This is a genomic window from Alkalicoccus daliensis, from assembly GCF_900103955.1.
In the GTDB taxonomy this organism is placed as follows: domain Bacteria; phylum Bacillota; class Bacilli; order Bacillales; family Salisediminibacteriaceae; genus Alkalicoccus; species Alkalicoccus daliensis.
Genome location: NZ_FNIL01000020.1, coordinates 23,157 through 37,667 on the forward strand (window position 1 = coordinate 23,157; position 14,511 = coordinate 37,667).

Sequence of the window (14,511 nt, forward strand, 5' to 3'; positions counted from 1 at the left end):
TTTTTGAACAAGCTGTTCCGACGAAACGCAGCTGAGCATGAAGGAGCAGCCAGTATGAAATTAGTAGTCGGATTGGGGAACCCCGGAAAAAAATATGAACGAACGAGGCACAATATCGGATTTGAAGCAATTGACCGTCTGCAGCAAAAGTGGAATCTGGATCTGGCAGAACAGAAGTTTAAAGGTGTGTATGGGGTGGAAAGGAACGGTACAGAGAAGATTTTTGTACTTAAACCGCTCACCTATATGAATTTATCCGGAGAATCTGTAGCGCAGCTGATGAAATATTATCAAATTGCAAATGAAGATCTGCTTGTAATTTATGATGATCTGGATTTGGCTCCCGGAAAAATCCGTCTCCGCCAAAAAGGCGGACACGGGGGACACAATGGGATCAGGTCTATTATTCAGCATACCGGCTCCGATACTTTCAATCGAATTCGTATTGGCATCGGCCGGCCGGCTCCAGGAACAGCTGTGCCGGATTATGTGCTTGGAAAATTTGCTCCTGCAGACCTCGAAAAGGCAGAGCAGGCAGCAGAACAAGCTGCAGAAGCAGTGGATGCCTGGAAAACAGAGCCTTTTCTAAAGGTAATGAATCATTTTAATTAATGCCGGGAAAAGAGAGCTGAAATTCGGGTCTCTTATATCTTGTGTTCGAGAGGGTGGGTCAGTACATCACATAAATGTGATCGTTGACCGACCCTCTTGAAGCCGTCCATCTCAGCAGAAACAGGAAGAAATAATGAAAAGGTGGGGAACGCGTTGAAAGGCTTTCTTAATAAGTTACAGACATCAGAGGATATTCAGACAGTAGCAGCAGGAAGAGGAGATCAGCTGGTTACCGGTGTTACCGGTTCCGGCCGGGCCGCTTTGCTGGCATCAGCTTATAAGCAAAGCGGAGAATCCCAGCTTGTGATAGCACATAATTTACTGCAGGCCCAGAAGCTCTATGATGATTTATCTTCACTGATTAATGAAGAAGAAGTATTTCTTTACCCGGTAAATGAATTAATTTCTGCAGAAGTAGCAGTAGCGAGCCCGGAGCTCCGCGGACAGCGGATGGAAGCACTGAATCACTGGGCTGACGGAAAAAAAGGAATTATTATTACGCCTGCTGCCGGCATGCGCCGCCTGCTGCCTCCGCCTGAAATGTGGGAAGCAGCGCAGATCAAGCTTTCCCTCGGTGAAGATATAGATCTGGAGCACCTGCTGGAACAGCTGGTAAAACTCGGATTCCAGCGGAGCGGCATGGTAGGAGCACCAGGAGAATTCAGTCTCCGTGGAGGAATTATTGACGTTTATCCTCTTACAGATTCCCACCCGGTCAGAATCGAACTATTTGACACAGAAATTGATTCTATCCGCTATTTTGATGTGGAGTCCCAGCGCTCCCTTTCACAGGTGAAGGAGCTGCACCTTGGCCCGGCAAAAGAAATCCTTCTTACGGAAGAAGAGTACAGCCGTGCCGCAGCAAAGCTCGAAGACAAGCTGTCAGAAAGCCTTGCAAAAACGAAAGATGCGGCAGCAAAAGAAAAACTGGCAGATTATGTAGGAGAAGAAATTGAGAAATTAAAGCAGAAGACACCGTTTGATGCGATGTATAAATATATGTCATTATTCTACGATGAAATATATACCCTGCTTGATTACCTGCCGGAAAAAGCAATGCTGATGATTGACGAGCCGAGCCGTGTCGCTGACGTTACTGAAACGCTGGACCGGGAGGAAGCGGACTGGTTTACGACCATGCTTTCGCAGGGGGCCATTACCCGGGAAATAAAATTGTCCGTGTCCTGGCAGGACGTTATTGCCTCGCCGGTACGCAAAGTGTACTTCAATTTATTTTCCAGACAGATTCAAGGGGCGACGTTTGAGAAAATAATCTCCTTGCAGAGTAAATCAATGCAGCAGTTTCACGGACAGATGAACGTGCTGAAAACAGAGCTTGGCCGCTGGAAAGAAGCAGATTATGCGGTCACCTTCGTCAGTGCAGATGAAGAAAGGGCAGAGCGGCTGCTTCGTGTAATGCAGGATTACGAGATGGAGGCAGCAATCGTTTCTGCCGATACTCAGCCTTCCTACGGCCAGGCACAGATCGTCATCTCTTCTCTCCACGCCGGCTTCGAACTGCCGATGCAGAAGCTTGTTGTTGTAACGGAAGAAGAGGTATTTACGAAAAAGACGCCGAAAAAGCCGAAGCGGACACAGAAGCTCTCAAACGCTGAGCGGATAAAAAGCTACGCTGAGCTGAAGGTTGGTGACTGGGTTGTACACGTAAATCACGGAATCGGGAAATATTTAGGCATTGAAACGCTGGAAGTTGGAGAAATCCATAAAGATTATATGCATATTTCCTATGCAGGAAACGATAAGCTGTATGTGCCTGTAGATCAAATTGATCTGGTGCAGAAATATATTGGATCAGAAGAAAAAGATCCGAAGCTCTATGCGCTCGGCGGAAGCGAATGGAAAAAGGTAAAACGGAAAGTACGTTCTTCTGTACAGGATATCGCAGATGATTTAATTAAGCTGTATGCAGAAAGAGAACGTGCGAAGGGCCATGCTTTCAGTAAGGATACGATCGAGCAGCGGGAGTTTGAATCCGCATTTCCTTATCAGGAAACGGAAGATCAGCTGCGTGCAATTGAGGAAATAAAAGCAGACATGGAGCTGGAGCGCCCGATGGACCGCCTGCTCTGCGGGGACGTAGGCTATGGAAAAACAGAAGTAGCACTGCGCGCCGCATTTAAAGCATTGATGGAAGGCAAGCAGGTGGCGATTCTTGTACCAACGACCATTCTCGCGCAGCAGCACTATGAAACAATCCGCGAGCGGTTTCAGGACTTTCCGGTCAACACTGCACTGTTAAGCAGGTTCCGGACACGGAAACAGATAAAGGAATCAACAGAGCTCCTCAAACGGGGCGGCGTAGATATTGTGATCGGCACTCACCGTCTTCTCTCAAAAGATATAGAGTTTAAAGATCTTGGGTTACTGATTGTGGATGAAGAACAGCGGTTCGGAGTCACGCACAAGGAAAAAATTAAGCAGCTCAAGTCGAACGTAGATGTATTAACTCTTACCGCAACTCCTATCCCAAGGACACTGCATATGTCGATGCTCGGAGTCCGTGATTTATCGGTGATTGAAACACCTCCTGAAAATCGTTTCCCAGTACAGACGTATGTCGTGGAATATAACGAGGCGCTGACCCGGGAGGCAATTGAACGTGAACTTGCCCGTGGGGGGCAGGTATACTTTCTTTATAACCGGGTGGAAGATATTGAATCGATGGCTGACAAAATTTCCATGCTCGTTCCGGATGCAAACGTCCGCTTTGCACACGGTCGCATGACAGAAACAGAACTGGAATCTGTGATGATCGACTTTCTTGAGGGAGAAGCAGACGTTCTTGTTACGACAACGATTATTGAAACCGGCGTAGATATTCCGAATGTAAATACGCTGCTGATACACAATGCAGACAGAATGGGACTTTCACAGCTTTATCAGCTGCGCGGGCGTGTCGGACGCTCTAACAGGATTGCTTACGCCTACTTTACACACCAGCGGGATAAAGTATTAACTGAAATTGCCGAACAGCGGCTGCAGTCGATGAAAGAATTCACGGAGCTCGGTTCCGGATTTAAGATAGCGATGAGAGATTTATCCATCCGCGGCGCCGGCAACCTTCTCGGTGCAGAACAGCATGGCTTTATTGCCTCGGTAGGTTTTGATCTGTACTCCCAGATGCTGAAGGAAGCAATTGATGAGAGAAAAGATGAAATCGACCAGAAGGCAGGCAAAGCACCGAAACCTGTAAAGGAACCGGACATTGAACTTGATGTGAAGGTAGATGCTTATATTCCGGAAAGCTATATTAGTGATTCCCGGCAAAAAATCGATATGTATAAGCGTTTCAAGTCGATCAGCTCGATGCAGGAAGTACAGGATCTGCAGGATGAAATGATCGACAGATTCGGCGATTATCCGGAAGAAGTCGATTTTCTCTTTACCGTAGCAAAAATTAAGCTGTACGCAAAAGATCATCAGCTGGAAACAATTCATGAAAAGAACAGGGAGTGCAAGGCAGTAATCAGTGAGGAAATGACCAATCAGATTGACGGCTCCAAGCTGTTTACGCTTGTGAATAAACTTTCTTCTAAAATGTCTCTTTCCATGGAAGGTAGCAAAATTTCGATTTTGATTAAAACCAAGTCTTTATCGGATGGCGAATATTTGAATCTATTAAGAGAAGTACTCGCAAAGCTTCCTGAAGTAAGAAAAGATGCGCGGGTAAAAGCGTAAATCACTGATTATTTCCGGGGAAATAAAAGCAGCATACAATTTACTCCAACCATACGAAGCTCAGCAGCATCGTCAGGAAAGGGAAGCTCTGTATGACAGACAGCCGCAGAGGGTGGCTGCAGGGGGCATTATATTTGTCTCTTGCAGCCTTTATTGCGAAAGGACTCAGCGCTTTATATAAAATTCCATATCAAAATTTAACCGGGGACACAGGGTTTTACGTGTACCAGCAGGTGTATCCGCTCTATGGAGCCGTACTTGTGCTCGGCACCTATGGGTTTCCCCTTGTAATTGCAAAAGCTGTCCTGGCAGAAGAAGATAACAAAACATTAAGGAAACAGCTGACCTTTTATGTACTAATACTTTGGCTCTTCTTTTCTTTTCTCGGCACGGCAGTTATTTTGTTTGCTGATACGATTGCCGGCTGGATGGGAGATGATGCTTTGACGCCTGCGGTCCGCTGGATGGGAGCTCCTTTTTTTCTTGTTCCTTTTTTTGCGGTAACGAGAGGATTCTTTCAGGGGAGGCATACGACCGTTCCCAGTGCTGTTACCCAGGTAGTCGAGCAGTTTATCCGTGTAATTGTGATCCTGTTTATTGCGTGGTTTGCGATGCAGACGGCAGATGTCTACCGTGCAGGAACATCTGCCGGTATTGGCGCATTCACAGGAGGACTTGCAGGTCTTATCGTCATGTGGCTTTATTTAAAAGCCTATCCCCAGTGGTGGCGTCCGGATTTTGGGCTGCCTAAAGAGTGGCAGCGACTTTCCGGAGAACTGTTTAAACAGGGCTTATTTGTATCTGCAAGTGCGATGGCGCTGATTTTATTTCAGGTTATAGATGCCTTTACGATTGTACAGCGGCTTCCCCAGGGAGACGCGGGAGCTGCATTAAAGGGGATTTACGACCGAAGCTGGCCGCTCGTGCAGTTTGGAGCGCTTATTACCACCGTATTTTCCTATGCAGCGCTTCCCTCCATTTCTGAAGCGTGGCAGAAAAATCGTGCCAAGGCAGCGGTGGAAACTGGAAAGGCGCTGAAAATTTGTCTGGTTTTCGGAGGTGCGGCAGCAGCGGGAATGCTGATAATTATGCCCTCTTTAAATTTTATGATGTTTACAGATACAGCGGGAACCACAGTATTGCAGATAATGACAATTGTAATATTGGGAGGAAGTTTGTTTATGACGGCAGCCGCGCTGCTTCATGCGATCGATAAAGCAGGTGCAGCTGCTGGACTGCTGCTGCTTGGACTTCTGGTAAAGGGGACCCTTAATTACCTGCTCGTCCCCGGTCTCGGAATTACAGGAGCTGCGGCCAGTTCCGCAGCCGCTTCTTTATTTCTGGCGGGTGCAGCTCTCTTGTACTTACGTAAGCAAGGCTGCTTTTCCTTTTTTTCAGCCGGCATCTGGGGAAAATGGATGCTCGCCCTTATTTTTATGAGCGGCGGCGTATTATTGTTCTTGGAAATAGAAGCACTCTTTCCGGAAAGCCGTCTGACTGCAGCAGTATTTACTATGGGTGCTTCCGTTATAGGAGCAGTACTGTTTATTTTTATTCTTTGGCGTGTGTCACTATTTACACCATCTGAGTGGGAAGAACTGCCGAAAATAAGCAGGGTCCTGCCGCACCGCCACTTACACAGGAGGAAAAATCATGACTAATTCACATATCCGCATCGTTGGACTGGGCGCGGGAGAAATGGACCAGCTGCCGCTCGGTATCTATAAAAGGCTGCTTCAGGAAAAGGAAGTACTGATCAGAACGAAAGACCATCCGCTTGTTTCAGATCTGGAGCAGGAAGGCGTTGTTTTCCACAGCTTTGATGCTTTATATGAAAACACGGAGCATTTTGAACAGGTTTATATACAGATTGCAGAAGAAGTACTCGCCCAGGCAAGAGAAAAAGGGGAAGTAACATATGCAGTGCCTGGGCATCCTCTCGTTGCTGAGATGACAGTGCAGCTGCTGCTGCATCAGCCCGAAATTCCGGTGACGGTCGAAGGAGGACAAAGCTTTTTGGATGCAATGTTTACTGCGCTGCAGATTGATCCGAATGATGGCTTTCAGCTGGTGGACGGCACGGCAATGCATCCGGAAGATTTGATGCTGACACAGCATATTATCGTCAGCCAGGTATTTGACGAAATGAGCGCTGCCCAGGTGAAAATCGGACTTATGGAGCGCTACCCTGACAGTTATCCGGTTACGGTGGTAACGGCGGCAGGCACTTCTGAAGAAAAGCTGCTGACTGTTCCTTTGTTTGAAGTGGACCGTGTCGCGGCGCTCAGTAATCTAACAGCACTTTATCTGGCACCGGTGCAGGAAGAGCAGCTTCTTTACCGGGAGTTTTCTTCCCTGCGGCAGGTCATCCGCACACTGCGTGGACCGGACGGATGTCCCTGGGATAAAAAACAGACGCACCAGTCACTGAAGCGCTACGCTGTTGAAGAAGTGTATGAGCTGCTGGAAGCGATTGATGAAGAAGATGATGATCATATTGTCGAAGAGCTTGGAGATGTGCTGCTGCAGGTAATGCTGCACGCGCAGATTGGTGAGGATGAAGGATATTTTGATGTAGCGGACGTAATTGAACACGTAACCGAAAAAATGATCCGGCGCCATCCGCACGTTTTCGGAGAAACAGATGCAGAAGATGCAGAAGAAGTACTTGCAAACTGGGAAGAAATTAAAAAATCAGAGAAGCAGGGAGAAAGCAGAGAATCAGAACTGGATGGGATTCCAAAAGCACTGCCTGCGCTCCTGCAGGCAGCGAAACTGCAGAAAAAAGCAGCACGTGTCGGCTTTGACTGGGGTGAAGCTGCACCAATGTGGGCAAAGGTGGAAGAGGAAATTTCCGAATGGAAGCAGGAATTAACAGCAGGAAATGAAGCTGCTGCTGTCGAAGAATTAGGAGATGTACTGTTTGCATTCGTAAATATTGCACGTTTTTATAAAATTGATCCTGAAGAAGCACTGCAGCAGACAAACCGAAAATTTTCCCGCAGGTTCCGTCATATTGAAACACGGCTGCAGGAGGAAAACCGCTCTATAAACGAAGAAAGTCTGGCCGCGCTGGACGAACTTTGGGAAGAAGCGAAAAAAATAGAAAGAAAAGGGTGACTCGATGAGATTAGATAAATGGTTAAAAGTTTCCCGTCTGATTAAGCGCCGCACTATGGCGAAAGAAGTAGCGGATCAGGGACGGGTAGAGGTAAACGGCAACAAAGCGAAAGCGGGGACGGATGTGATTCCCGGGGATACATTAACGGTTCGCTTTGGGCAGAAAGTGGTAACAGTAGAAGTAGTACGCACAGAAGACAGTGCCAAAAAAGAAGAAGCATCTTCATTTTATAAGATTATTTCTGAAGAAAGAATCAACGATTAGTCATCCGCCCCTTGCGGCTGAAGGCTCGCTGATTTATGATAGTAAAAAATGGGTGTAGAAGGAGGCGCATGAATGGAAGAAGGACGCAAAACACAAATTCGGCGTTTAACTACGGAGTACATGGAGCGTCAGGAACAGCAGGAAGAGCACAGGCAGCGGCGTCTCAAAGGATTAAAGCGCCGACTGAGTGTGTTTGGTGCAGGGGTACTTCTCTTCTTCCTGATTGCTTCAGTTACATTATTTCAGCAGCATGCAACAATCCAGGAAAGCGAACAGGAAAACCAGCAGCTGGAACAGCGGCTGGCAGAAATGGAAACGGAAGGAAAAGAGCTGGAGGCGGAAATTGAAGCACTGCATGACGAAGAATACATAGCAGAGCTTGCAAGAAGAGACTTTTTTATGTCGAAGCCGGGAGAAACGCTATTTCAGCTCCCAAGAAGCCAGGTGGTTGAGGAATAAAGGAAACATGAACATTTAAGGAGGAGTTCGTTTATCATGAAGGTGGAAGCCGGAGGCATCTATACTGGAAAAGTAAGCAGTATTACAAAATTCGGAGCCTTTTTGGATCTGCCTGATGGTAAAAGGGGACTTGTACATATCAGTGAACTCTCTGATGAGTATGTAAAAAATGTTCGTGAAATTGTAGCTCCCGGCCAGGAAGTGAAGGTGCAGGTGCTGCGTATAGAAGAAGATGGGAAGATAGCTCTTTCCATGCGCTCGCTGGAGGAAAAGGTACCTTCTGAGAGGCAGTCTGCGAAAAAACAGCCTCCCGCGGTATTTATTCGTGATATACAGCAGTATTTACAGGAGAGTGACAGGAGACTGACTTCTCTTAAAGAGCAGATTGAAGCAAAACGCTGAGAAATAAATAATTAAAGATGACTGCTTATAGAGATGTGTCCGGCCTGCAACAAATGGCGGCGCATCTTTTCGTGTGTTATTGAGCAAGGCTGGAAGGAGGATGTTATGGGAGCGAAAGCGGATAAAGTAATGGATGTCTGTCTGCAGGCCGGAGAAATTATGTTGACCTACGGCGCGGAAACATACCGTGTGGAAGAAACGATTGAAAGAATGGCCCGGGCTGCGGGATTCACAAACGTACATTGCTTTTCCACTACGACAGGTATTTTTCTTTCTTTTGAAGAAAGTAAGGGACACGGAGACCTGATGCAGATGGTGCGGGTAGATGACAGAATGCAGGATTTAAATAAAGTTGCGGAAGTAAATCAGATCTCCCGGGAGTTTACCTCAGGAATTCTTACCGTCCAGGAAGCAGAACGCCGGCTGGATGAAATCAGTGCTGCAAAAATACAATATCCGATCTGGCTGATTCACTTAGCCGCCGGAGCTGCCGGTGGAGGGTTCTCCTATCTATTCGGCGGAGGGCTGTATGATTTCATCCCTGCATTTTTTGCGGCGATGATCTCCAGCTTTACGCTGGTTAAGATTGAAGGCTATTTAAGAGTAAGATTTGCTTCAGAACTGGCAGCTGCTTTTTTTGGCAGTTCTGCAGCGATCGCTTTTGTCATGCTTGGATTCGGAGCAAGCATAGATCAGATTATTATCGGGTCACTCATGCCGCTGGTACCGGGGGTGCCGCTGACAAATGCAGTGCGTGATCTGCTTTCTGGCGATCTGCTGGCAGGAATCAGCCGCGGGGTTGAGGCACTGTTAACTTCTCTCTCCATCGCAAGTGGTGTAGCGCTGGCTGTGTCTATCTTTTTATAAGGAGGTGCGTGTATGGATTTACTTTTAGAGATAATTATTACTTTTATAGCGATTCTTGGCTTCGGTATTATTCTGAGTGTTCCACGGCGCGTCCTCTTTATCGGGGCCGGGATTGGCTCCTGGACATGGCTGGCGCTGCAGACAGGACTGCATTTGGGAATTAACGATGTCGTCTCTACAGTGATCGCTTCGTTTACCGCAGCTACCATTGCGCATTATTTAGCAAAAAAAATTCATATTCCTGTTACTACGCTTTCTATTCCGGGAATTCTTCCGCTTGTACCGGGGAGCCGCGCATATTTTACCATGCTTTCTTTTGTGGAAGGAGAATACCTGGACGGGCTCGAATTTGGAGTGGAAACCATGCTCCAGGCAGGAGGAATTGCCGCAGGGCTTGTACTGGCACTCTCGCTCTTTTCTTTCGGAAAGGGGATAGGAAACCGCTATGAAACAGGCAGTTGATGCATTTGCGGAAAGGCACCGCATTTTTCTCCCGGAGGATCATATTTTAGTGGCTGTATCCGGGGGGCCTGACAGCATTGCTCTGTTAGATTACCTTTATGTAAAAAGTAAAGAAACCGGCTTTCAGCTTTCTGTGCTGCATGTGCACCATCATCTGCGTGAAGAAGCGGATCAGGACTGCAGCTGTGCAGAAAAAGCTGCACTCTCCCGATTTCTTCCGTTTCACGTGAAACATGCAGAGGTGATAAAACGTAAAAAGGAAGAAGGCTGGGGGACCCAGCAGGCAGCAAGGGAAGAAAGGTATGAGTTATTTATAGAAACGATGCAGGAAACAGGAGCGAATAAAGTAGCAACGGCACATCACGGAGATGATCAGGCAGAGACGCTGTTAATGCGCTTTGTGCGGGGGAGCATGGAGGGACGGAAGGGGATTCCGGTAAAAAGAACGCTTGGCGACGGGGAAGTGATCCGTCCATTCTTATCCGTGACGAAAGAAGAGATTATGGAATACTGTGCTGAGCAGGAGCTGCTTTACCGGACGGATTATTCCAACCTGCAAAACACCTATCAGAGAAACCGGCTTCGAAATGAAGTGATGCCGCTGCTGAAAGAAGAAAATCCAAAGCTGCATGAATCTGCCCAGTGGCAGGCAGAAAGAAGCGCAGAAGAAGAGGAATACTTAAATAGTCAGGCTGGCGGGTATCTGCATACGTTTAAAAAAGGGAAAGAAGAAATAAGGTTTCAGCAAACTGCGTTTCAATCAATCCCTCGCGCTTTACAAAGAAGAGTGGTTCATCTAATATTAAACTACCTTATGCCATCAGCCCCCTGGTCGAGACAGCATGTGGAAGCAGTTTTCAGTCTGTGTTTTTCAGACAAAGCTTCCCAGCGCACTTCGATTGGTTATGAAGTGTGGGCAGAAAAGTCTTATAATCATCTTCTCCTTTCTTCTTCGAAAGAAAAATCCCCTGCTGGATTCACACCTTTCACTTTAAAAGAGAAGACAGTCTATACCATTCCAGCCGGTACGATCCGGGTGCAGCAGAACCGGCAGCTGAATAAAGGAGAAGTACAGGCAGTTTTCCAGCTGAATCCTGAGCAGCTCCCTTTACAGGTGAGAACAAGACTGCCTGGAGACAGAATATCTGCAGAAGCTGGAACAAAGAAGCTTAAAAAATTATTTATTGACGCAAAAATTCCTCGAAAACTAAGGGATGTATGGCCCATTGTTACTGATATACATGGTACAATATTGTGGGTGCCATTTCTGCAGAAAGCAGAGATGACGCAAAAGAATAATTATAAGCAGCAGACCATATACCTTGCTTTTAAACCAGGCACGGACTTACTGCTATTTCATTAGGAGGAATTGGACGGGTATGCATGATGATATTTTAGAAGTACTCATTTCGGAAGAAGAAATTCAGGAAAAGGTAGCAGAGCTCGGGGCACAGATTACAGAAGAATATAAAGAAAAGTTCCCGCTTGTAATCGGAATTTTAAAAGGGTCGCTTCCTTTTATGGGAGATTTGATGAAAAAAATTGATTCCCATCTGGAATATGACGTAATGGACGTCTCAAGCTACGGATCTGCATTTGTCACCTCAGGCGAAGTGAAAATTGTGAAGGATTTAAATACTTCTATCGAGGGTAGAGACGTATTGATTGTGGAAGATATTATCGACAGCGGCAATACGCTCAAGTATCTGACAGACCTTTTTAAATACCGCAAAGCAAACTCTGTGAAAATTGTGACGCTTCTTGATAAGCCGGAAGGACGTCAGGTGGATATTTCTCCTGATCTGGCAGGTTTTATTGTTCCTGATAAATTTGTTGTAGGCTACGGACTGGACTATATAGAACGTTACCGAAACCTCCCATATATTGGTGTGTTAAAACCGAGAGTTTATCAGAAGTAAATTCGTTGTAGTAGTTACATTTGGTATGGTACGATAAAAAAAGTGTATTTGACGTGGGAGGAGGACCAGGATGAATCGGATATTTCGTAATACGATATTTTACTTATTGATTTTTCTAGTAATCATAGGGATTGTAAGTATCTTTCAAGCAGATACAGACGATACGACTGCAATTTCATTTAATGAATTTCAGCAGCACCTGGAAAATGACAATATTGAATCGTTAACAATTCAGCCAACTTTAGATGTATATGCAGCAAGAGGTCAGCTGCGTGGAGCGGAGGAAGATGAATATTTCACCGTGAACGTTCCTGATCTGCAGGTGTTTTTGGAAGAGGTTGTAACAGCAACCGGAGAACAGGGAATTAACGAGCTCGTGGTCGAACAGGCAGACGAGCCGAGCGGATGGGTCAATGTAATGATAGCTATCATTCCATTCGTAATTATCTTCATCCTCTTTTTCTTCCTATTAAGCCAGGCGCAGGGCGGCGGCGGAAAAGTGATGAACTTCGGCAAGAGTAAAGCGAAGCTCGTCAGTGAAGAAAAGAAAAAAGCAAGATTTAAGGACGTTGCCGGGGCCGATGAAGAGAAACAGGAGCTGGAAGAAGTTGTTGACTTCCTGAAGGATCCTCGTAAATTCGCGGAAATTGGTGCGAGAATACCAAAAGGTGTGCTTCTCGTAGGACCTCCTGGTACAGGTAAAACATTAATTGCGCGGGCGGTAGCCGGAGAAGCAGGAGTACCATTCTTCTCTATCAGTGGTTCTGACTTCGTGGAAATGTTTGTCGGTGTCGGGGCTTCCCGTGTACGTGATTTGTTTGAAAATGCGAAGAAAAATTCGCCATGTATTATCTTTATCGATGAGATTGATGCTGTCGGGCGCCGGCGTGGTGCCGGTGTCGGCGGTGGACACGACGAGCGGGAACAGACGCTCAACCAGCTCCTCGTGGAGATGGATGGTTTTGGAGTAAATGAAGGTATTATCCTCATTGCTGCAACAAACCGTGCGGATATTCTTGACCCTGCACTTCTGCGTCCAGGACGATTTGACCGTCAGATTACTGTCGGCCGCCCGGATGTAAAAGGGCGGGAAGCAGTACTTGAAGTACATGCGAAAAACAAGCCGCTTGAAGATTCTGTAGATCTGAAGGCGATCGCTCAGCGCACACCTGGATTTACGGGAGCGGATTTAGAGAACCTTCTGAATGAAGCAGCGCTTGTAGCAGCGAGAACAGACCGTACGAAAATTGATATGGCTTCGATTGAAGAAGCGATTGACAGAACAATTGCCGGACCTTCCAAGAAGAGCCGTGTCATTTCTGAAAAAGAACGAAATATTGTAGCGCACCACGAAGCAGGTCACACGGTTGTCGGCGTGAAGCTCGTGAACGCTGATATCGTGCACAAAGTAACAATTGTGCCGCGCGGGCAAGCAGGCGGTTATGCAATGATGCTTCCGAGAGAAGACCGTTATTTCATGACAAAGCCGGAGCTTCTTGACAAAATTGTCGGTCTTTTAGGCGGACGAGTAGCAGAAGAAGTTATGTTCAATGAAGTAAGTACGGGCGCGCACAATGATTTCCAGCGTGCTACGGGAATTGCACGAAAAATGGTAATGGAATATGGAATGAGCGAAAAGCTTGGACCAATGCAGTTCGGCAGCGCGCAGGGGGAAGTGTTCCTGGGCCGTGATATTAATAATGAACAAAACTACAGTGATGCAGTAGCACACGAGATTGATATGGAAGTGCAGACAATCATTAAAGATGCGTATGCACGCTGTAAGCAGATTCTTACCGAGCATAAGAGCAGCCTTGAGCTTGTGGCGCAGACGCTGCTGGAATATGAAACACTCGATGCCCAGCAGATTGAGTCACTTGTCAATGAAGGCAAGCTGCCGGATGATCACCATGCGACCAGAACGGAAGCAGAAAAAGAAGAAGAAAAGAAAGAGCAAGAAGAGAAGAAAGAATCTGATGCCATGAAAGATTTTATTGGTACAGAGGAAACCTCTGAAACGGAAACACCGGTGGATGAGGAAAAAGAACAAACAGAAGAACGTAGGAAAGACGAATAAACAGAACCCCGGGGGAGTGTTTCAGATGCATTGCAGGAGAAAAAAGCTGCTGCATTGGAAACACTCCTCTTTTTTCAACCGGTCACAGTCTTTATTGAAAGCTCTGTTAAAGCGAAGGTTCTTATAAGAAAATTGCGGCTGTGGCCCCTTTTCTGCCACGGAGAGTTCGTCCGGCTGGAGTGGAGTTTTTCCTAATAATAGCATCGAACAATAACAGAGACCTTCATGCAGAAAATCTGCACCATGAAAGATAAAAATTAATACTGCTGTGTAACGAAGGAGAGGACACCTGAAGGATAAGCGCAGTTGGAGAATCCAAGTGACCTTCTGGAAGGTCACGAAGCACGAGCGGAATCGATCCTGGTTCTTCAAGACAGCATGGCGGTCTCTGCCCTGCTGTCTGTGGATCGATGGAAGCCGTGCCTTAGAGAGAAATTAGTCGAGAACAAGCCCTTAGGTAAGCCTCTCCGAAAGTGAAGCAACAGTATTACTTCTTTTTAGCAAAAATTTTATTTTCAAGGCAGCCTTATTAAAAAAGAATTGCAGAAAGACTTTTAAGATCATCCAGCACAGGGAAACTTTTTTAATAGACTCTTTATCAGATGTGGCATGGTCAGGAGAGGGTGGAA

The 14,511-nt window shown here is 46.5% G+C and carries 12 protein-coding genes; all 12 read left to right on the forward strand.

Translation table 11 applies throughout. From position 1 onward, the window contains the following. Positions 1-54: 54 nt before the first annotated feature. The 12 genes from pth (at position 55) to ftsH (ending at position 13,882) form a co-directional block, all read left to right on the forward strand. Positions 55-612, forward strand: coding sequence for an aminoacyl-tRNA hydrolase (pth, locus tag BLP92_RS17390; protein ID WP_090844625.1), 558 nt, complete (start codon positions 55-57; stop codon positions 610-612). Between the two features lie 153 nt (positions 613-765). Further along, the gene (mfd, locus tag BLP92_RS17395) at positions 766-4,311 is read left to right on the forward strand and encodes a transcription-repair coupling factor (protein WP_090844590.1); all 3,546 of its coding nucleotides are present in this window, start codon (positions 766-768) and stop codon (positions 4,309-4,311) included. A gap of 92 nt (positions 4,312-4,403) precedes the next feature. Then, on the forward strand, positions 4,404-5,972 hold the full coding sequence (locus tag BLP92_RS17400) for a putative polysaccharide biosynthesis protein (RefSeq protein ID WP_090844591.1): 1,569 nt from the start codon (positions 4,404-4,406) through the stop codon (positions 5,970-5,972). Continuing rightward, positions 5,965-7,431, forward strand: coding sequence for a bifunctional methyltransferase/pyrophosphohydrolase YabN (gene yabN, locus BLP92_RS17405; RefSeq protein WP_090844594.1), 1,467 nt, complete (start codon positions 5,965-5,967; stop codon positions 7,429-7,431). The genes BLP92_RS17400 and yabN overlap by 8 nt, the downstream gene beginning before the upstream one ends. 4 nt (positions 7,432-7,435) lie before the next feature. Continuing rightward, positions 7,436-7,696, forward strand: a complete 261-nt coding sequence (locus tag BLP92_RS17410) for an RNA-binding S4 domain-containing protein (RefSeq protein WP_090844597.1) — start codon at positions 7,436-7,438, stop codon at positions 7,694-7,696. A 72-nt stretch (positions 7,697-7,768) separates the two neighbouring features. Further along, the gene (locus BLP92_RS17415) at positions 7,769-8,155 is read left to right on the forward strand and encodes an FtsB family cell division protein (protein WP_090844600.1); all 387 of its coding nucleotides are present in this window, start codon (positions 7,769-7,771) and stop codon (positions 8,153-8,155) included. A gap of 36 nt (positions 8,156-8,191) precedes the next feature. Next, a complete protein-coding gene (locus BLP92_RS17420; protein ID WP_090844603.1) occupies positions 8,192-8,557 on the forward strand; it encodes a S1 RNA-binding domain-containing protein in 366 nt (121 codons plus the stop codon). A 105-nt stretch (positions 8,558-8,662) separates the two neighbouring features. Then, a complete protein-coding gene (locus BLP92_RS17425; protein WP_090844606.1) occupies positions 8,663-9,424 on the forward strand; it encodes a threonine/serine exporter family protein in 762 nt (253 codons plus the stop codon). 12 nt (positions 9,425-9,436) lie between these two features. Further along, positions 9,437-9,886, forward strand: a complete 450-nt coding sequence (locus BLP92_RS17430; protein ID WP_090844608.1) for a threonine/serine exporter family protein — start codon at positions 9,437-9,439, stop codon at positions 9,884-9,886. Continuing rightward, a complete protein-coding gene (tilS, locus tag BLP92_RS17435) occupies positions 9,870-11,249 on the forward strand; it encodes a tRNA lysidine(34) synthetase TilS (RefSeq protein WP_090844611.1) in 1,380 nt (459 codons plus the stop codon). The genes BLP92_RS17430 and tilS overlap by 17 nt, the downstream gene beginning before the upstream one ends. 16 nt (positions 11,250-11,265) lie before the next feature. After that, on the forward strand, positions 11,266-11,805 hold the full coding sequence (gene hpt, locus BLP92_RS17440; RefSeq protein ID WP_090844614.1) for a hypoxanthine phosphoribosyltransferase: 540 nt from the start codon (positions 11,266-11,268) through the stop codon (positions 11,803-11,805). Positions 11,806-11,875: 70 nt separating this feature from the next. Beyond that, positions 11,876-13,882 (forward strand): ATP-dependent zinc metalloprotease FtsH, encoded by a 2,007-nt coding sequence (ftsH, locus tag BLP92_RS17445; RefSeq protein WP_090844617.1) that lies wholly within the window; start codon positions 11,876-11,878, stop codon positions 13,880-13,882. Positions 13,883-14,511: the final 629 nt, after the last annotated feature.